16 protein-coding genes and 1 riboswitch are annotated in these 19,477 nt (G+C 69.4%); of the genes, 8 read left to right on the forward strand and 8 right to left on the reverse strand.

The window, feature by feature from the left end; genetic code table 11:
- Window positions 1–114 precede the first annotated feature (114 nt).
- The 5 genes from ACTWP8_RS10170 to ACTWP8_RS10190 all read left to right on the forward strand — a co-directional run bounded on the left by ACTWP8_RS10170 (window position 115) and on the right by ACTWP8_RS10190 (window position 4,923).
- Window positions 115–1,020 carry a LysR family transcriptional regulator gene (locus tag ACTWP8_RS10170; protein ID WP_443321879.1) on the forward strand — a complete coding sequence of 302 codons (906 nt, stop codon included), beginning with the start codon at window positions 115–117 and terminating at the stop codon, window positions 1,018–1,020.
- Between the two features lie 152 nt (window positions 1,021–1,172).
- Entirely contained in the window at window positions 1,173–2,342 is a 1,170-nt protein-coding gene (locus ACTWP8_RS10175) for a CaiB/BaiF CoA transferase family protein (RefSeq protein ID WP_443321880.1), read from the forward strand.
- Between the two features lie 43 nt (window positions 2,343–2,385).
- Complete coding sequence (locus ACTWP8_RS10180) at window positions 2,386–3,156, forward strand: crotonase/enoyl-CoA hydratase family protein (protein WP_443321806.1); 771 nt, start codon at window positions 2,386–2,388, stop codon at window positions 3,154–3,156.
- Between the two features lie 39 nt (window positions 3,157–3,195).
- Window positions 3,196–3,933 carry an acetoacetate decarboxylase gene (locus ACTWP8_RS10185; protein WP_443321807.1) on the forward strand — a complete coding sequence of 246 codons (738 nt, stop codon included), beginning with the start codon at window positions 3,196–3,198 and terminating at the stop codon, window positions 3,931–3,933.
- Window positions 3,934–3,966: 33 nt separating this feature from the next.
- A complete protein-coding gene (locus tag ACTWP8_RS10190) occupies window positions 3,967–4,923 on the forward strand; it encodes a 3-hydroxyacyl-CoA dehydrogenase NAD-binding domain-containing protein (protein ID WP_443321808.1) in 957 nt (318 codons plus the stop codon).
- A gap of 21 nt (window positions 4,924–4,944) precedes the next feature.
- Here the strand turns inward: ACTWP8_RS10190 and ACTWP8_RS10195 are convergent, their stop codons facing one another.
- The 7 genes from ACTWP8_RS10195 to ACTWP8_RS10225 all read right to left on the reverse strand — a co-directional run bounded on the left by ACTWP8_RS10195 (window position 4,945) and on the right by ACTWP8_RS10225 (window position 13,486).
- On the reverse strand, window positions 4,945–6,192 hold the full coding sequence (locus ACTWP8_RS10195; protein ID WP_443321809.1) for a PucR family transcriptional regulator: 1,248 nt from the start codon (window positions 6,190–6,192) through the stop codon (window positions 4,945–4,947).
- A gap of 26 nt (window positions 6,193–6,218) precedes the next feature.
- Window positions 6,219–7,634, reverse strand: a complete 1,416-nt coding sequence (locus ACTWP8_RS10200) for a phytoene desaturase family protein (protein ID WP_443321810.1) — start codon at window positions 7,632–7,634, stop codon at window positions 6,219–6,221.
- Window positions 7,627–9,396, reverse strand: coding sequence for a DUF3556 domain-containing protein (locus ACTWP8_RS10205; RefSeq protein WP_443321811.1), 1,770 nt, complete (start codon window positions 9,394–9,396; stop codon window positions 7,627–7,629). Before ACTWP8_RS10205 ends, ACTWP8_RS10200 begins: the two co-directional genes overlap by 8 nt.
- A 46-nt stretch (window positions 9,397–9,442) precedes the next feature.
- Window positions 9,443–10,966 (reverse strand): class I adenylate-forming enzyme family protein, encoded by a 1,524-nt coding sequence (locus tag ACTWP8_RS10210; RefSeq protein WP_443321812.1) that lies wholly within the window; start codon window positions 10,964–10,966, stop codon window positions 9,443–9,445.
- Between the two features lie 186 nt (window positions 10,967–11,152).
- Window positions 11,153–12,088, reverse strand: a complete 936-nt coding sequence (gene tgmB, locus ACTWP8_RS10215) for an ATP-grasp ribosomal peptide maturase (RefSeq protein ID WP_443321881.1) — start codon at window positions 12,086–12,088, stop codon at window positions 11,153–11,155.
- 7 nt (window positions 12,089–12,095) lie between these two features.
- Entirely contained in the window at window positions 12,096–12,287 is a 192-nt protein-coding gene (tgmA, locus tag ACTWP8_RS10220) for a putative ATP-grasp-modified RiPP (RefSeq protein WP_443321813.1), read from the reverse strand.
- Window positions 12,288–12,688: 401 nt separating this feature from the next.
- A complete protein-coding gene (locus ACTWP8_RS10225; protein ID WP_443321814.1) occupies window positions 12,689–13,486 on the reverse strand; it encodes a M23 family metallopeptidase in 798 nt (265 codons plus the stop codon).
- 3 nt (window positions 13,487–13,489) lie between these two features.
- Window positions 13,490–13,617, reverse strand: a riboswitch (cyclic di-AMP (ydaO/yuaA leader).
- A 911-nt stretch (window positions 13,618–14,528) separates the two neighbouring features.
- Between ACTWP8_RS10225 and ACTWP8_RS10230 the strand changes: the two genes are divergently transcribed.
- From ACTWP8_RS10230 to ACTWP8_RS10240, 3 genes are all read left to right on the forward strand, one after another.
- Window positions 14,529–14,885: a hypothetical protein gene (locus ACTWP8_RS10230; protein ID WP_443321815.1), complete on the forward strand. Its 357-nt coding sequence runs from the start codon at window positions 14,529–14,531 to the stop codon at window positions 14,883–14,885.
- The gene (locus tag ACTWP8_RS10235; protein ID WP_443321816.1) at window positions 14,882–16,963 is read left to right on the forward strand and encodes a bifunctional polysaccharide deacetylase/glycosyltransferase family 2 protein; all 2,082 of its coding nucleotides are present in this window, start codon (window positions 14,882–14,884) and stop codon (window positions 16,961–16,963) included. The genes ACTWP8_RS10230 and ACTWP8_RS10235 overlap by 4 nt, the downstream gene beginning before the upstream one ends.
- A gap of 130 nt (window positions 16,964–17,093) precedes the next feature.
- Entirely contained in the window at window positions 17,094–18,398 is a 1,305-nt protein-coding gene (locus ACTWP8_RS10240; protein WP_443321817.1) for an LCP family protein, read from the forward strand.
- Between the two features lie 107 nt (window positions 18,399–18,505).
- On the opposite strand, the gene ACTWP8_RS10245 is transcribed toward ACTWP8_RS10240, so the two are convergent.
- Window positions 18,506–19,477: an AraC family transcriptional regulator N-terminal domain-containing protein gene (locus tag ACTWP8_RS10245; protein ID WP_443321818.1), complete on the reverse strand. Its 972-nt coding sequence runs from the start codon at window positions 19,475–19,477 to the stop codon at window positions 18,506–18,508.

Consider the following 19,477-nt stretch of genomic DNA (forward strand, 5'->3'; position numbering starts at 1 on the left):
CCTCGCGGCGCGGGGCCCCGCAGGCGACCCGAAGCACTGCCGTACGGCAGACCGGGCGGCAAACCGTACGGCAGACCGGGCGGTAGGTCCGGTAGGTAGGGTGACCGCGTGGAGATGTTGCACCTGCGGTACTTCGTTGCTGTTGCCGAAGAGCTCAACTTCTCGCAGGCGGCGCGCAAGCTCCACATGGCGGCCTCCCCCTTGAGCCAGCGGATCAAGGATCTCGAACGCGAGCTGGGCCACGAGCTGTTCGAGCGGACCACGCACCGCGTAGCGCTGACACCGGCTGGTACGGCGCTGCTGCCGCTGGCGCGCGATGTTCTCGAGCGCGTCAACGCGATCCCCTGGAGGCTGCGCGAGGCCGTCCGGCCCCGGCGCAACACGGAGTTCATCGGCATGCCGGCCGGGGTGCACCCGTATCTGCGGGACCGGGTCCGTCTGCTCGAGAGCGCCGGCCGTGAGGCGTTCGAGCTCAAGCGCTGGCCCGGTACGTCGGCGGACCTGGTCACCGCCGTGCACGACGGAAGGCTGGCGCTCACGCTGGCGCGGCTGCCGGTCTCGGATCCGGCGCTCGAGATCATCGAGGTCATGAGGGAGCGCCTGGGCGCCGCCGTCCCGGCCGACCGGTTCTCCGGCCGGGAGTCGGTCACGCTGGATGATCTGGTCAACCTGTCCTATGTGGCCACACCCAATGACGCCACCCCGGCATATTTCGACGAAATCGATGCCCGGCTGAATTCCGCCGGAGTCAGGAAGAGAATTCGGACCAACACGGCCGACTATTCCGGCGTCTCCGAACTGATCTCCGGTGGCATCGCCTTCTCGATGACGATGCTTTCCCCGGAGAGCCCGATGCACCTCTACCGGTTGGACAACGTCGTCGTCCTGCCCGTCGCGGACTTCCAACCCGCCCTCGTCACCGGCCTGTTGTACCGCAAGGACCGGGCCCGTGGCGGAGCGGACCTCGAAGGTCTCGTCACGCAGGCCCGGGAGATATTCGGCGAAGCGATTTCCGTCTGAATCAGTCCCGTTCGGCACTTCCCCGAATGACAGCAATGGCATGACCGCTGTGGTCATGCCATTGTTCGTTACATGATCATTCCCTGTTCTACTACTCGCGACTAGCTTCAATGATGAACAAACGCAGGAAGAGCCGCGAGAGCAGGGAGAAGATGATGGACCGTACCGCCGAGGCAACCACAGGGCCGTTGGACGGCGTCCGGGTGATCGACCTGTCGACGGTGGTGATGGGCCCCTACGCCGCGCAGATCCTGGGCGACCTCGGCGCGGACGTGATCAAGATCGAGTCGCCGTCGGACACCGTACGGCTGGGCCCCTACCGCAACACCCGTGGAATGACGCCGCTCAACCTCAACGTCAACCGCAACAAGCGCAGCGTGGCCCTGAATCTGAAGGATGAGACCGAGCGCGGGCGGGCACTGGAGCTGATCGACACCGCTGACGCGCTGATCACCAATATGCGTCCCGGCGCGCTGGCCCGCCTCGGACTCGGCTATCCCGAGGTCGCCGCGCGTAACCCCGGTCTGGTCTACGCCCACGCGCAGGGCTTCCGAAGCGACTCCGACCGGGCCGGGAACGCCGCGTACGACGAGACGGTGCAGGCCGCATCCGGCCTGGTGGACGTCGCGAACCGGGCGATCGGCAGGCCGGTCTTCCTGCCGACGATCCTCGGCGACAAGGTCTCCGCGCTGACCATCGTCTACTCGGTTCTCGCCGCGCTGCTGCACCGGGACAGGACGGGCACCGGCCAGCACGTCGAGATCCCGATGACCGACACGCTCATCGCCTTCAACCTCGTCGAGCACCTGTCCGGCCATGTCTTCGAACCCCCCGTGGGGTCCACCGGGTTCCCGCTGTCGATGGCCAAGGGTCACCGAGCCGTGCCCACCAGGGACGGTCTCGCCTGCGTCATCCCCTACGGCCCGCAGAACTTCCGCGACTTCTTCGCCGCCGCGGGCCGCCCCGACCTCGCCGAGGATCCGCGCGTCAACGGCGAGGCGATCGCCGACGCCGACGTCGACGGGCTCATGGATCTCGTCGAGGAGTGCTCGCCGTCCCTGACCACCGAGGAGTGGGAGCGGGTCTGCGCCGAGCACAGCATCCCGATGGCGTCGGTGCTGGAACTGGACCGGGCCGGCGAGGACCCGTACGTCCGGGAAGGGCACTTGCTCGACGTGGTCGAGCACCCGACGGAGGGCGCGATCCATACGGTCGGCATCCCGCTGCGCTTCTCCGCCACCCCCGGCTCGATACGGCGGCTCGCCCCGCTGCCCGGCCAGCACACCGAAGAGGTCTTCGACGAACTCGCCACCCAGCGCTGATCCAAGAACCGACCGCAGAACGACGGAAGAGCGAAGGACCCTCATGAACCACGCCGCGGAGGTGCGGACCGAGACGTTCGGTACGTCCCTGCTCATCACCATCGACCGGCCCGCAGCGCGCAACGCGGTCAACGCGGCCGTCGCCACCGGCCTGGCCGCCGCCCTGGACGAGTTGGAGACGGACCCGGCCCTGCGTGCCGGTGTCCTGACCGGCGCCCAGGGCACCTTCAGCGCCGGAATGGACCTCAAGGCCGCACTGGCCGGGGAATCGCCGGAGATCCCGGGACGCGGGTTCGGCGGGCTGGCCCAGGCCGAGACCACCAAGCCGCTGGTCGCCGCGGTCGAGGGCTGGGCGATGGGAGGCGGCTTCGAACTGGCCCTGAGCTGCGACCTCATCGTGGCCGCGGAGAACGCCGCGTTCGGCCTGCCGGAGGCCAAGCGCGGTCTGATCGCGGCCGGCGGCGGGGTGATCCGGCTGCCCAAACGGATCCCGCACCACCTCGCCATGGAGCTGCTGCTGACCGGCGAGCCGATCTCCGGTGAGCGTGCCGGGCGGCTCGGCATCGCCAACCGGGTCGTGCCCGCAGGCGAAGCCACCGCGGCGGCACTGCAGTTGGCCGAGCAGCTCGCGGCGAACGCCCCCCTCGCGCTCGCCGCCGTCAAGAAGATCGTCCGCGTCGCGGACGGAGCACCCGAGTCCCAGGCGTTCGCCGCGCAGGCGCGCGAGATGGCCGCGCTGACGGCCTCCGCCGACGTGCGGGAGGGCATGACCGCCTTCGCCGAGCGCCGTACCCCGGTCTGGCAGGGCAAGTAGGCCCCAGGAAGGCCCAGGTGGGCCAAGGAAGAAGAGATCATGAAGCTACGAGACGTGCCCCGGCACTTCGCGACCCCGCTGGTGAACCCGGCGTACCCGCCTGTCGTGCCGCAGTTCACCAACCGTGAGTACCTCAACATCGTCTACCGCACCGACGCCGACGCCCTGCGGACGGTGGTGCCCGAGCCGCTGGAGATCGACGAACCGCTGGTGCGCTTCGAGGTCATGCGGATGGGCGACGTCACCGGATACGGGCCCTATACCGAGGCCGGCCAGGCGATCGAGGTCCGCTACGAGGGCGAGCGGGGCGAGTACCTCCACGCCATGTATCTGGACAACTTCCCGGCCACCGCCTCCGGCCGCGAAGCCAGTGCGTACCCCAAGACCGTCGGTTCACCCGCCCTGTACGCGGACCACGGCGCGCTCGTCGGCGTCCTCGACTACGGCAGCCTTCGCGTGGCGACCGCGACGATGGGCTACAAGCACTACGCCATGGACGCCGAAGAGGCGGCGGCGCAGATCGCAGTGCCGACGTACATGCTCAAGCTGGTCCCCGGGTTCGACGGCGCGCCGCAGGTGGCGCAGCTGGTGCGGAGCGAGATCACCGATGTCGTGGTCAAGGAGGCCTGGACCGGCCCGGCGCGGCTCCAGCTGTTCGCGCACGTGCTCGCCCCCATGGCCGACCTGCCGGTGCGCGAGGTCGTCTCCGCGAGCCATGTCCTCACCGACCTCACGCTGTCCCCGGTCAAGCCCGTGCACGACTACCTCACGCGCTGAAGCCACACACAAGACGCAGAAAGAAGTCCTCTCATGAGTGAGTCGTTCACCACCGCGGCCGTGGTCGGCGCCGGGACCATCGGGCTGTCATGGACCGCGCTCTTCGCCGCGCACGGTATGGACGTCCGGGTCACCGACCCGCGCCCGGACCTCGCCGAGGCGGTCGGCACGGCACTGGCCGAGTCGGCACCGCAGCTGGCGTGGCAGGGCCTGGATGTCCGGGACATGGCCGACCGGGTGCACCTGGCCTCCGACGTCACCGAGGCCGTACGAAACGCCGACATCGTCCAGGAGAACGGTCCGGAGAACCTCGGATTCAAACGGGAGCTGTTCGCCACGCTGGTGCGCGAGGCCCCTGCCCACGCACTTCTGCTGAGTTCGTCCTCGGCGATCCCCGCCACGGCGTTCACCACTGAACTCCAGTACGCCGGCCGCATCCTGATCGGCCACCCGTTCAACCCGCCGCACCTGGTGCCGCTGGTGGAAGTGGTGCCCGGCGAGCGCACGGACGAGGAATCCGTGGCCCGGGCCGTGGACTTCTACCGCTCCGTCGGCCGGATCCCGGTCGTGGAACGCAAGGAGATTCCCGGCTTCGTCGGCAACCGCCTGCAGAACGCGCTGAGCCGCGAGGCCATCTACCTGGTCGAGCAGGGCGTGGTCTCCCCGGCCGAGCTGGACACCGTCGTGGTGAACTCGCTCGGGCTGCGCTGGTCGACGGTGGGACCGTTCCTCGGCGCCCATCTGGGCGGAGGCCCCGGCGGCTACCGGCACATGGCCGAGCACATCGGCGCGTCGATGAAGGGCATGTGGGACTCGCTCGGGCAGCCCGAGCAGGGCCCCGAGCAGACCGAACGGCTGATCGCAGCCGTGGAGAGCGCGTACGGGTCCCGCTCCTACGCCGAACTCACCCAGGAGCGCGACCGCAAGCAGCTCGCCGTGCTGTCCGCTGTGGACCACACGTCCAAGGACGGCGAGGAGCCCCCGTCGTAACCGGCGCCTTTCGTCGAAGGCTCACCCGGGAGCCCGGCGCAGGACCGTGGCGCCGTGCCAGCGGCAGACGGACAGGGCGAGTTGGAGCTCGAAGGCGTTGTCCTCCACAAGGACCCCGTATTTCTCGACGGCCTGCTGGACGCGGTAGTGGACCGTGTTGCGATGCACCGTGAGCTGTTCGGCCGTCGCCGTATAGCTGCGGTTGGTGGCGAGGAAGACCCGCAGAGTCTCGCGCAGGGACTGCCGCCAGGGATCGTCCACCGCCAGGCCACCGAGGGTGTCGGCGACGAAGTCGGCCAGCTCGGCGGGCTCGTCGGCCAGCAGGGCGACGGGCGCCACCTGAGCGAAGGAGACCGCCCGGGGTGCGGCGTCGCCCGCTGCCAGCGCGAGGGCCTTCGCCCGCGAAGCGCCGCGGATGCTGCGGCGGAAGCCGTCAAGTCCGGGGCGGGCGTTACCGATGGCGACCCGCACCGGCAGCTTCGCGCGGTTCACTTCCGCCGCCACCCCGTCGGGGTCCGCTGTCGTGCCGGCCTTCACCGGGAACCAGATGCGCACGTCCGTCTCGTCGGTGGGTACGAGCAGAGGCACGCCCTGCGCGTGGAAAGTCCGGTGCAGCAGGGAGCTCAGGCGCTCGAGGATCCCCATGGCCTCGACGGCGCCGACCGACCGGTTGGCCCATCCCTCCACGGCGAGGTGGGTCCCGGCCATGCGGTAGCCCAGGGCGGTCTCGGCCTGGGCAACGTTGGGGGAGGGGCCGTGCAGAAGCTGGGTGACCCAGTGCTGGCGCAGCGCGCCGCGGCTGCTCACCCAGCGCTCGCGTTCCTCCTCATAGGCGCGGGCGACCTGTTCGGAGACCTGGTCGACGTACGCCGCGGAGAGGCCGATCAGCGCGATGACCGTGTCCGTGGCGTCCCGGCCCAGCAGCCGCCTGGTCTCGTCGAGGGCCATCTCCATGAACTGCGCCTGGCCCAGACGGTAGGCGCGCAGCAGAGCCGACAGGGGGACGTCGCGCTGCGCGAGGCGGCGGGCGTAGGAGATGGCGGACGGCGGCGCGTCCACGCTGCGCGGGTCGATGCCGTTGCTCAGAATGTGCAGGCCCGTGACCATGTTCTCGGTGATGCTCGCGTGGAGCAGGCTGTGCAGCCGCTCGTCGTGGTGGAGTACCGCGATCTCCTTCTCGGTGTCCACGACGAGCTTCGCGACGAACTCGTCGCGGTGGGGCAGGAGGGTCTGCGCCACCCGGGCTATCGGGTCCTGGGGAGTGCTCACCTCTGCGCTCCTCTCCTGCACGAGTCTCACCGGCTGAGAGACCGTAGCGCGGACCGCGCGGCGTTGTAACCGCACAGCCCGTGGGCTCCGGGACCGGGCGGGGTGGCCGCCGAGCACAGGTAGACGCCGGGGATGCCGGTGCTGTATGGGTCGAGGGCCGGCCGTGGGGGCAGCGCCGCCTGGAGCGCCGTCTTGGCTCCCGTGACGATGTCGCCTCCGACGTAGTTCGGGTTGTACCGGGGGAACGCCGTGGTCGAGCGGATGAACCGGCCGACGATCCTGTCCCGGAAGCCCGGCGCGAACCGTTCGATCTGGTCGAGCACGGCGTCCGTGGCGTCCCCGCGGTAGCCGTGTGGGACATGGGCGTACGCGTAGACCGGGTGGACGTCACCGGCCGAGCGCCCGGGGTCGGCCAGGTACTGCTGGCAGACCAGGACGAACGGGCGCTCCGGCATCCGGCCCCGGCTGATCTGCGCCTCCGTGTCGACGACCTCCTCCAGGGTGCCGCCGAGGTGCACGGTGCCGGCCAGGCGGCAGGCGTCGTTGGTCCACGGCACCCCGCCCTCGACGGCCAGATCCACCTTGTACGCCCCGGGGCCGTGCCGCCAGCGCGCGTAGGCCCGCCGGACGCGCCCGGGCAGCCGGTCCCCGGCGATGGAGACGACGGCACCCGGGGCGAGGTCGAGCATGACGATCCGGGCCGGGGGCAGTTCGTCGAGGGAGCGCACCCGCACCCCCGTCTCAACGCTGCCGCCGAGCTCCTTGAGCTTCGCGGCCAGCGCGTCGGTGATCGCCCGGGAGCCGCCGCGGGCCACCGCCCAGCCGTACCGGTGCCCGGCCGCGACGAGCATGAGCCCGATGGCCGGGCTCATGGGGCGGGTCAGCGGATGGAAGGCGTGCGCCGCCACCCCCGCGAACAGCGCGCGGGCCTCGTCGGTCCGCCAGCGGCGGGCGACCAGGGTGGCCGGCGGGATCGACCGCAGGCCGAACCGGGCGAGCCGGAACGGGTGGCGGGGCACGTGCGCCAGGGGCCGCATGACGTCCTCGGCCAGCGCGTCGTAGCCGGAGGCCAGCGGGCCGAACAGGCGGCGCCAGGCCGGGCCGTCCGAACCGAGCCGGGCCTCGGTCTCCTCGATCGAGCGGACCATCACGCCGGCGGCGCCGGAGTCCAGCGGATGCGCCAGGTCGACCTCGGGGAACAGCCACTCCAGGCCGTACCTGTCCAGGCCCAGGGAGTCCAGGAACGGCGATCCGACCGCCATGGGGTGCACTGCAGAGCAGTGGTCGTGCAGCACCCCGGGCACGGTCAACTCGCTGGTCCTGGTGCCGCCGCCGATCTCCTCGGCCGCTTCCAGGACGGTGACCGCCACCCCCTGCTCGGCCAGGGCGACGGCGGAGGCCAGCCCGTTGGGACCGGCCCCCACCACGATCGCGTCACTCATGCGCTGCCGCCACCTGCGCGCCCGCGGGCCGTGGGTCGCCGTCGACGGCACGGACGGGGATCGTCGCATCGCCGTCGGCCAGCCAGGGCTGCCGGGCGACCATCTCCTTGACGTCCACAAGTCCCTCCTCGATCAGGCCGGTTGCGGCATCCATGATGCGGTAGTGCTGGTGCCGGCGCTGAATGGGCTGCGATTCCAGGACGATGACGCGCAGCTCGCCCTCCTGGAAACCGCAGCGTTCCTGGACGGCCTCCAGCAGCTGCTCGTTGTGGAGGTGGCCCTCGCCGAAGTTCCAGCCCAGCACTCCGCCCGCCACATACTCGCCGTCGCGCAGGTCGTACGCCTCCGTGTCGTCCAGGGCGCGGGGGAGCAGGCCGTTGAGCGCCCGGCCGTGGGTGTGCATCGAACGCCAGGCCATGCCCTTGTGCAGCATCAGATCGGCGAGGTCCTCGCCGTAGAGCGTGACGAGCTGGTCCTTGGCCATGCCGGCGGCCTTGGTGATGTGCGCGTTGAGCTTCTGCTCGGTCCCCTTGCGGAAGCACCAGGTGCTGGTCGGCCAGTTCCCGGCGTAGTAGCGCATCGACGGCAGGAACGACACCAGGTGCGGCTTGACGTTGCCCAGTGCCGGAATGGCGACGGCGCACACCAGCAACAGGGCGGCCAGGAGCGGGGACTCCAGCGAGGACACCCCGACTTCGGCGTAGTGGCCGAAGAGGAACACCGCCGAGAAGACGAAGAAGACATTCCACTCCAGCGGGACGCCCATGGGGAAGGTCGACAGGATGTGGAGATGGAAGACGACCATGATCGTCAGCGCGGCGGTCGTGGTGATGCCGCCGTGGGAGAACAGGAGCACCAGGGGCACCGTGTACTCGATGACCGTGCCCGTGTGGGCGGCGAAGGCCGACAGCTTGGAGGGGCGCAGGTCGTCCGGGAAGTCGCGGTAGAGCTTGCGCTTGATCCACTTGGCCCGCTGCAGAGGGCTGTTGCTGATCATGATGGCCACGACGAAGGGGAAGTGGCGGTTGAGCTTGGAGGTCGCCGCGCCCCACCACAGGGCCAGCATCACCAGCTTGAGCCCGACGATCATGTCGATGAACGGGAAGAAGAACACCAGCAGCGTCAGCCCGTAGTGCTCACCTCGGGCGGCGAGGAAGACGGTCTTGTCACGCAGCCCGAGCAGCGCCAGGGAGACGACCAGCGGAACCAGACGGACCGGTTCGATCAGACCCACGGCGTTCTCCCGGGGCACGGGCCCTGCGGTCCCCGGGGAGCAGAGCAGCCACACGGCCGAGGCGATGACGGCCGCGTACAGCGCCACGTCGACCGCCGTACGGCGCGTGCCCCGGGTGAGAGGCACCCTGCCGGGCCACGGGGGGAGCCGGACGGTGCCGGGCCGCAGCCAGTGCAGAAAGGCGCAGACCGGCGGCACGAAGCGCAGGGTCAGTGGTCCGGATCCGCAGCCGAGGCCGAGCACCTCGTACAGCAGTGTCCAGATCACGACCTTCTGGTAGACGATCGGTTCGGTCCACCAGGACGCGACGTCACCGACCGATCCGAGCCCTGGTGTCGCCGCGGTGACGGCCAGGCCGCCCAGCACATAACCCAGGATCTTGAGGACGTAGAGGACGTACACCGCCCCCGGAGTGCCGAAGCCGTTCTCGGCCCAGTGCTGGGCCAGCGGGCGGATCCGCTGCAGATACGGCCGCGAGCGCCATTCCTTGAGGTCGAAGTCGGCCAGATGAGGCGTGATGAATCCCATGACGAACCTTCATTTCTCGCCCGAGGGCTGGAAGAAGAGGAGCGGCTCAGGCGGCCGGGGACGCGGACGAGGTCAGCACCGCCCGGAGAGCGGGCTTGTCGATCTTTCCCACGGGGTTCTTGGGCAGGGTCTCTCGTACGATGACGCGGTCGGGGAGCTTGAAGCGCGACAGCGAGCCGCGGCAGTGCCCGAGGAGGTCCTCCGTGGTGACGGCCGCATCCGGACGCAGTGCGACGAAGGCCACGGGCACCTCTCCGAGCACCTCGTGCGCGTCCCCGACCACCGCGGCCTCGAACACCCCCGGGTGGCCGTAGAGCACCGACTCGATCTCCTTGGGGTAGATGTTCTCCCCACCGCGGATGATCAGGTCCTTGATGCGGTCGACGAGCACCAGATAGCCGTCCTCGTCGAATCGGCCGACGTCGCCGGTGTGGAGCCAGCCGTCGACGACCGTACGGGCGGTCTCCTCGGGCTTGTTGAGGTAGCCGCGCATCACGTTGGGGCCGCGGAGAACGACTTCACCGATGGACCCCTGGGGCAGCAGCCGGCCCGAGGAATCCATGATGGCGACCTCCTGGCCCGGCATGGGCAGACCCACCGTTCCGGGTTTGCGCGGGCCGTCGATGGGATTCGCCGTTGACGCGCAGGTGGCCTCCGACAGGCCGTAGCCCTCCACGACCGGGATCCCGTAGCGGCTCTCGAACCGTTCGATGAGCTCGGCCGGCATCGGCGCGGCCCCGCACGCCGCGGAACGGACGGAAGAGGTGTCGGGCCGCTCCGACTCGGGAAGCGCTGCCAGCATCGCGTAGATCGCGGGTACGGCCGAGAAGCGGGTCGGCCGTACCGCCTCGATGGTCCGGAAGAACGTATCGGCCTTGAAGCGGCCGGAGATGGTGACCCTGCCGCCCGCGAGCAGCGGCGACAGCACGCTGACGACGATGCCGTTGACGTGGAAGAGGGGGAGGACGAGCAGACTGTGGTCGTCTTCGCCCAGTTGCGACACCTCGATCATCATCCTCGACATCGCCGAGAGATTGGCGTGGGAGAGCATGACGCCCTTGGGCTTTCCGGTCGTGCCGCTCGTGTAGATCAGCAGGGCCAGCGCCTCGCGTTCGTAGGCTGCCGCATCCGGCCGGGCGTCGGCCTCGTCGGCCTCGCCCGCCTCGGCCGCGGGATGGAGGGGGCCTCCGGCTTCTGCGGCCCTGCGAAGATCGGCCGCATCGACCGTATCCGCGGTCAGAGCCGGGCAGCCGTCCTGGACGATGACGAGCTTGGCGGCGGCGTCGGCGAGCTGATACTCGGCCTCGGCGGCGGTCAGCGCTGGATTCACCGGGGTCACCGCCGCCCCCAGCCGCCACGCCGCGAAGAGCGTCACCACCAATTCGACGCGATTGGACAGCATCACCGCCACGACATCGCCGCTCCCGATCCCGCGCTCCCGCAAACACGCCGCGGTCGACTTGACCCACGCCAGGAAGCCGGCATTGCTCAGGCGCACCGAATCGTCGGCGACGCTCGGGGCATCGGGGCTCTGCCCTGCACGTACATCGGGCAGCTCCGCAAAGTGCATGTCATCCTCCACCACAGTCCGTTTGCCGCGCTGTGATGAGAGACGGTACGAACGCGCGGCGTCGCGGGCCCATGGGCGCGGGCGACGACTCCGGCGACACCGGTTGTGCGCGGAGCACAGCCGCGGCGCGCGACCGCAGCGGCGAAGCGAGCGTCGGCGGTGATGCTGGGAAGCGTCCCCATGGCGTCACCCCGCTGTGCGCAGGGCCAGCCAGGCCGCGACGGCTCCGGCGATGGGCTGGCCCGTCTCCAGTTGGACGAAGCCGAACTGCCCGCCCTGGTTGCACTCGAGGAACCACCAGGTGCCGTCGCCGTCCTCGGCGAAATCGAAGGCACCGTAGGCGAGCTGAGCCAGAGACATGTAGGCCCGGACGGCCTGCGCGATGCGGGACGGTACCTCGGCGGGGGCCCAGGAACCGCCCTTGTCGGTGAAACGCCCGTCCACCTGGTCGGGGTCGGATGCCTTTCGGGCGGCGAACAGCTCGTCCCCGACACAGGTCAGCCGGATGTCCGCACGCTTGGGTACGCGCTGCTGAAGGAGAGTGGGGCCGGCCCCGACTTCCGCGAAGTCCGCATCCGGCTCGATACGGGTGGTGGGCAGGGCCATCGGCGGGTCGCTGGGGTGCGCTCCCGAAACCGACTTCACCACGAGGTCCCGGTGCTCCATGGCGAACTCGCGTGCCACCTGCGGAAAGGTGGTGATCAATGTGGGGGGTACGGCGAAGCCGCTGCGGTGGGCGACGCGCAGCTGCCACGGTTTGCAGCGGGCCTGCACGGCCGCGACGGGGTGGTTCATCCAGCGCACGCCCGTGCAGTACAGCGTTCCGTACAGGGCCTGTGTGGACTCGGCCGTGAGCCATGCGGACTGCTCGAGGGCGTGAGCTCCGGGCTCGCCGGGTCTTCGTATCCATATCGAGCGCAGTCCGCTCATGCTGACCACACGGCCACCATCGGCCGAAAGGTATCCGTGGAAGTCGCCCTTGACGTATTCGGCGGACAGGGCGGCCTGGCCGGGGAGGTCGGCGGGGTCCAGGCGTACGACCGGGACGCCCGCGTCGTGCAGGGCGGACACCACCATGTCCGCGGTCACGTCCTCCGCGCAGGTGAGTACGAGCACCGTCATGGTCCCGTCAGTCATCGAAGTGCGTTTTGGAACCGGCGGTGGAGGCGGTGGTGCCGGTCGCCAGCAGCAGGGCGCGGTCGCTGATGGCCGGGCGTCCGTCGGGCAGGACGTTCAACTGCCGTGTGGATTCATAGGTATAAGGAGTCGTGACGGGTGGGTGGACGGCCGGGCGGGCGTAGTTCAGCGCGAAAGGTCTCATCGTGTCTCCTCGGGCTTGCCGGGAGGGGGGTGGCGGGTTCTGGATTTGCCCATCGGGCGCAGGTATCCAGCAGGTTGGGGCAGGTGGGAATGCAGCCCGGTCGGTACCAGGCCATTCGGAACATCGGCAACGATCGGTGGGGTGCCGAGCGCGCAGCACCGACAACGTCTCTCCGATTGCAACGCCGACCGCGCTGAAATCCGGTCGGCCTCGCCCGGCACGCCGCCGGGGAGGTATGGCCCGCCACCGGCTCCGTGCTCGTACGTATGACGGGGTGACCCTGTCTACGGCTGAGATCGCACAGGTCCGGGCTGCATTCCTTCACCATCTGCGCACAGAGAACGGGCGTAGCCGACCATCGCACCGAGCCTGTGGCGGAATCTTCGATCCGGGGTGAGGTGTCAGGTCTCCACGCCGCGGTCCCGCAGCCAGTCCAGAGGGTCGACGGCGGATCCGTAATCGGGGGTAGTGCGCACCTCGAAGTGCAGGTGGGGCCCGGTGACATTGCCGGTGGCCCCGGAAAGTGCGATGCGGTCGCCCGTGCCTACCGTGGCGCCTGGTGACACATCGATCTGTGACAGATGCGCGTACTGCGTGTACTCGCCGTCGTCGTGCTTGATGACGACCTCGTAGCCGAAGGCGTTGTCCCAGCCCGCCGAGACCACGGTGCCGCCGGTGGCGGCTCTCACGGTGGTGCCGGTCGGCACGGCGAAGTCCTGGCCGGTGTGGCCGTTGGACCAGATGTCGCCGCTGTCCTGGAAGCCGGCGGTCAGGATGCCGCCGCTGACCGGGAGGACGGCGCTCGGGGCCGTCTCCTCCGTGCTCGAGCTGTACGAGGCTTGGGTGCCCGTCGTGGTGCCGGTGCTGTTGTCGCCGGTGCTCGTGCCGGTATCGCCTGCGCCGTCGAGCGACAGTTTCTGCCCGATCGAGAGCAGGTCCGGGTCGTCGCCTATGACGGACCTGTTGTCCTCGTAGAGCTTCTGCCAGCCGCCCTCGATGCCCTGTTCCTCCGCGATCGTTGACAGGGTGTCGCCGGAGGAGACGGTGTAGGTGTCGCTGTCACCGTCCAGAGCGCTGGCGGTGCCGGCTCCGATGACCGGAAGAGCGAGGGTCGCACCGGTGGCGCTGACGCGGCTGACGAGGCGGCGAGTGGTGTGACGGGGGCGTGGGGCGCGGTGTCGTCCAACTGCAGACGTCAAGGTGGCTCCGTACTCCGAACGCCTGCGAGGTGAGCTGTCGGGTTCGGGCTGGAGAATTGCCCGGCCGTGTGCTGCTACGGCTTCACCCCTAGCCGCCCGGCACGCAAGGCCCGATACGGCGAAAGTGGGTCCCCCACTCCTGCCCTGCGGTGTAGTGACGTGCTGCCGCGCGGCCAGGGGCAGGACTCGGCGGTCCGGCCACGCGGTGTTCGTTGTCGAACGCCGAGCACGCTAGAGGAACCATGTGTTCGAACACAAGGCCTTCACAAGCGGATCCGAGTCAACTGACTTTCTTTACCTGGGAGTTCGGGATGGGTAATCACGATATCCGCGCAAAGGAGGATGCCGGTGCACGCGCTTGCGAGCCAGGACACCACGACGTGGCGGGCGGTCCCTAAGCCGACACAGGGGACATGAGTGGCCGGTTTGGGTCCATCGCCTTCTTGGGTGATCAGCCCAACACTTCGGGACGAACTGCTCCACGATGCTCCTGTGCCCAGGAATCCACCCCATAACTGCGCGGCGTCGCGGCGGAACGGCTTGCTCGCGCGCGGCCGGTCAACTTTCTGCTGTCTGTGCAGGTGGCCCTTAAGCCGCGTATCAGAAGTGCTGGAGGTCATAGCCATTGGGTAACTCTGCATGTCCCGTGGCGGCTATTGGGCGTGGTGGCCGGGAGCGCCCGGAGAGTGGTGATCACCGCAAGGGAGGCCGCTGGAATCCCACGCGATCGTCAGCTGATCACCCGTCAAATACGTTTCTGCATCCGCCAGGAGAGGCTCCGCGGGCGGACGAAGAGCGCCCGGTGCGCTTCGAGCGGTTCGGATGGGTATATCGCCTTGTACCCCATGAAGGGTGGAGGGCGGAAAAGCGGGGGCATAGGCGGGCGCTTAAGATCTTTCCGACACGCGCCCGTTCGGAGAACTGGCTACACTCGCGCCGCATGAGTAAGGCAAGCAGAAGCCGCATACGGCGGGATAATCGAAATCGCCAGATATTCGTCGACGCTTCCAGTCGGCGCAGGAACGTCCTGTGGTACGCGGCCATGGCTGTCGGAGCCGCTTGCACCGGCTATCTGCTGCTGCTGGTCGCCGCGCTCTCCGGGGTGCTGCAACAGCACGTAGAGAAGAAGCCGCCCAGGACCGTCGAGCCGTCCACCACGGACAGCGACCGTCCTGGGTCCGAGCCCTCGGCAGACCTCACGGCCCCTGCCCGCGTCGTGGCCACAGTCTCCTCCGTCCCGACCTCCACTGCACGCCCGGCGGCCGAGCCGGCCGACGCCTCGCCGCCCCCCACAGCCACCACGGCGGCTCCGGCAACAACCAGTCTCCCCGGCCATGGAAGGACCAGGGCAGCCCTGGTCAGAGCCAACCCGTCCCCGCGTGGAGGCACTGTCAGGTGAGTCCTCGGCACGCGCAGCACCGTGACCCGCGTGGGCACTGGCTCCTGCTGATCCTGGTCCTCTCCGCGGTCGCCGCCGCCCTGCTCTTCGAAGGCTGGACCACCCACGCGGTCGCCGAAGCGCAGACGAAGCGCGACTGCACCGAACCCGTACCGAAGGCCGCGGACACCGGCGACCCGGTGGTGCGCATCACCGGGGACAAGGTGGAGACGGCAGCCATGCCCGCACGTACCGTTGCCCTCACCTACGACAGCGGACCCGACCCCGTGTGGACCCCGCGCCTGCTCGACCTGCTGCGCAAGCACCATGCCCACGCCACCTTCTTCCTCTCCGGCGCCCAGGCCGCCCGGGAACCGGACCTGGTGCGGCGGATCCGCGCCGAGGGCCACGAGATCGGCTCGTTCACCTACAACAAGACCGACTTGGGCTCGGTATCGGCCTTCCGTAACCGGCTGGAGCTGTCGCTCACGCAGACGGCGCTGGCGGGCAGCGCAGGAGTCAGCACCTCGCTGCTGCGGCTGCCGAACACCACCCAGGCGGACACGATGTGCGGCGGCGAGTGGAGGGCGGCGCGGCGCGCCGCCGCAGACGGCTACCTGCTGGTCGCCGCCGACGGTCCGTACCGGAAGCCGTCGCAGGGCCTGATCCGGCAGTACACCCAGACCGACGCCGCGTACAGAGAGACGAAAAAGCTGCTGGGCGACCGGAACGTCAAGGAGTTCACCACCGTGACGGCCGGGCTCGGAATGCCCTCGGCCAACGCGCCGGTGTCCGCCATCGACCGCGGGCAGGGCAGAGGCCTGATCTGGGTCCAGACCCTCGGGCACGCCTTCGTGAGCGCCATGACCTGGGTGCTCGGGATAACGGGCGGGCTGGCGCTCCTGCGGCTGGTGATGCTCGTCGTCCTCGCCCGTACCCATGTCCGTCGTCTCCAACGCTTCCGCCCCGGCTCGCCCTGGCTGCGGGAGGTCAACGAGCCGGTGACGGTCCTCGTACCCGCGTACAACGAAGAGGCGGGGATCGAGGGCACCGTCCGTTCGCTCCTCGCCTCCACACACCCGTATCTGCAGATCATCGTGATCGACGACGGGTCGACGGACCGGACGGCGGACATCGCCACATGGATCAACGATCCCCGCGTCCAGGTGATCCGTCAGCCCAACGCGGGCAAGGCCGCCGCGCTCAACACCGGCCTGGCCTATGCGAGATACGACATCGTGGTCATGGTCGACGCCGACACCGTCTTCGAGCCGGACGCCATGTACCGGCTCATCCAGCCGCTCGCTCACCCGGCCATCGGCGCGGTCAGCGGCAATACCAAGGTCGCCAACCGGCGCCGCATGCTGGGCAGATGGCAGCACCTGGAATACGTCTTCGGGTTCAATCTCGACCGCCGGATGTTCGAGGTGCTGGAGTGCATGCCGACGGTCCCCGGTGCCATCGGCGCGTTCCGCCGGGACGCGTTGCTCGGCGTCGGCGGTGTCAGCGAGGACACCCTCGCCGAGGACACCGACCTCACGATGGCCCTGTGGCGGGCGGGCTGGCGGGTGGTCTACGAGGAGTCCGCCATCGCCTGGACCGAGGTTCCCACAAAGCTGGGTCAGCTGTGGCGGCAGCGCTACCGCTGGTGCTACGGCACGCTCCAGTCCATGTGGAAGCACCGCCGTGCCCTTGGCGAGGTGGGCCCGGCCGGGCGCTTCGCCCGCCGCGGGCTGACGTATCTCACTCTCTTCCAGGTCCTGCTGCCGCTGCTCGCGCCGGTCGTCGATGTCTTCGCGCTGTACGGGGCGCTCTTCCTCGACCCCGTGCAATCGGTCGGGGTGTGGCTCGTCTTCCTCGTCGTCCAGATGGCCGGCGCGGGATACGCGCTGCGGCTGGACCGCGAGCGGTTGAGAACGCTGTGGGCGATGCCGTTCCAACTCCTCGTCTACCGGCAGCTGATGTATCTGGTGATCATCCAGTCCGTGGTCAGCGCCCTGCTCGGCACCCGGCTGAAGTGGCACCGCATGCAGCGCTCCGGCTCGGCCGCCGAGCTGATCCGCGGACCGGTCGCGTACAAGAGCCTGTCGTCGAAGTGAGCAAGGGGCGCGGTCCGTTGCGACCCGCCCAAGGAGCCTGACACCGTGCCAGGCCCACAACTCAGGACTTTCGGACCAGATCTCCGGATCCTTGGGGTGGACCGCCGGTAACCATGCAGACTCCTCCCCTATGAGAGATTGGCCGGACGGTTTGACCGACAGAAACCGGCGCGGCGGTGATGCGGAGCCGACGCGCGCCATGGGGTACGACCTGCGGCAGGGCGCACACCTGCCACGGCAGCGCTCGGCACCGCCGCCGCTGCTGACACCCGAGTCGTCCCCGGGGTGGCCGGCCGCGGGCCATGCGCCGAGCGGCCAGGTCCACCCCGGCATCCCGCACCAGGTCGGCACCGGCGGTCCGTGGGGCAACGACGACGCCTACGACTCCTACGACTCCTACGGCCCGGGGGCCGAAGGCCCGGAGGCGGAGGACGACCACGGCGGCCGCAGACGGGGCCGCCGGATCATGCGGACGCTGATCGTCCTGGTCCTGGTGATCCTCGTCACGTCCATCGGCACGTACGTCTGGGCCGACTTCAAGCTCGACCGCGAGGTCGACCTCGCCAAGGTCGGGGACCGTAGCCCGAGTGGCGAGGGCACCAACTACCTCATCGTGGGCTCCGACAGTCGCGAGGGCCTCTCCAACCAGGACAAGAACGACCTGCACACCGGCTCGGCCGAGGGCCGCCGCACCGACTCGATGATCGTGCTGCACACCGGCGACAACGGCACCACAATGATGAGCCTGCCGCGCGACTCGTGGGTGACCATCCCGGCGTTCACCCGCCCCGAGACCGGCAAGCACTACGCCGCGGCCAAGAACAAGCTGAACGCGGCGTTCTCGATGGGCGGACCCGAGCTCCTCGTGCGGACCGTCGAAGCCAACACCGGCCTGAAGATCAACCACTATGCGGAGATCGGCTTCGCGGGCTTCGTGAACATCGTCGACTCGGTCGGCGGTGTCGACCTATGCCTCGACAAGGACATCAAGGACGAGAAATCGGGCGCCGATCTGAGGAAGGGCTGCCAGACTCTCAGCGGCGCCGACGCGCTCGCGTTCGTCCGCCAGCGCCACCAGGAGGCCGAGGGCGATCTGGGCCGGACCAGGAACCAGCAGAAGTTCCTGTCCGCGCTCGCCGACCAGGCCGCCACCCCGGGCACCGTCCTCAACCCGTCCAAGCTCTACCCGGCCATGGGCGCGGGGCTGGAGACGCTCATCGTGGACAGGGACATGAGCCTGTCGAAACTCACGTCGATGCTCCAGGCGATGAAGGCCGTCACGGGCGGCGACGGCAAGCAGATCAACGTCCCCGTGGCCGACCAGGGCTTCCAGACGTCCAAGGGCAGTGCCGTGAGGTGGGACACGACGCAGGCGAAGAAGCTCTTCGACGAGCTGAAGAACGACCAGCCGGTGAGCCTCGGGGAGAAGAAGTGACCAGCCGCCTGTAACGGACGGACAGAACGAGGCCGTCCCCTCCGCTACGGAGGGGACGGCCAGGCCGTGTCTGGCTGCATCGCCACCTCGTCCCCCTGTGGCGTCCCCTATGGCCGAGGGGAGATCTGCCCTACTGGCCCCCGTTGTTCCCCCATCGCCAGGCCGATGTGGGACGCCCTCGGACGTCCGGCCGAGTTCACTGCTCCCCGGGCGTTCGCCAGCCGGCCGCGCAGGCGGGCCGCGTCCTGGGCGGGCGGCAGGCCGTAGGCGCGCCGGTACTCGCGGTTGAACTGTGTCGCGCTCGCGTATCCGACGGCTTCCGCGACCAGCGCCGCCGTGGTGTTTCCTGCGACCAACCGCCGCCGTGCCTCCTGCAGCCGCAGGTGTTTCTGGAACCGCAGCGGGCTCATGCCGGTGGCGGCCTTGAAGTGCCGGTGCAGGGTGGCGGTGCTCATATGCGCCACGGCTGCGATCTCCTCGATGGTGAGGGGTTCGGTGTAGTGCTCGCTGATCCACGCGGCTGCCTGGCGTACCCGGGCCGCGCCGGAGTCGGCCAGTGCGAAGTGACGCAGGTGCGGCCCGAGGGGGCTGCCGAGCAGCCGGTAGAGGATTTCGCTTTCGGTGCGGGCGGCCAGTGGGCGGATGTCGTCCGGGGCGTCGAGCAGCCGCACCCACCGGGTGACCGCGTCGACGAGTTCCGGCGTCATCGACGCTGTGATCTGCCCGCCTGGACCAGGGGGCGTACGCGGGTCGGTTCCGTCCAGTTCCAGCAGCAGGTCGGCGAGCGCCCGGCCGCGGAGTCGCAGCACCGCCGAGCGGTACGGCACCCGCTCGAACACGGCGGTGACCGGCAGCACGAGTGAGTTGAGGAACATGTCGCCGCGCCCGGTCACCCAGCTTTGGTCGCCCGCGATGGTGCGTTTGGCGCCGTCGGCGATGAAGCAGATCATCGGCTCGTACAGCAGGTCGAGGGGGGCGACCGGCTCGTCGAGCGCTACCAGCGTGAGGCGTGGGACCGCGCTGTCGGACCACAGGCCGTCGCTGTGCCGGGCGACGGCGGCCGCGAGCTGGTCCAGCAT

The organism is Streptomyces sp. 7N604, assembly GCF_052245475.1.
Classification (GTDB): Bacteria; Actinomycetota; Actinomycetes; order Streptomycetales; family Streptomycetaceae; genus Streptomyces.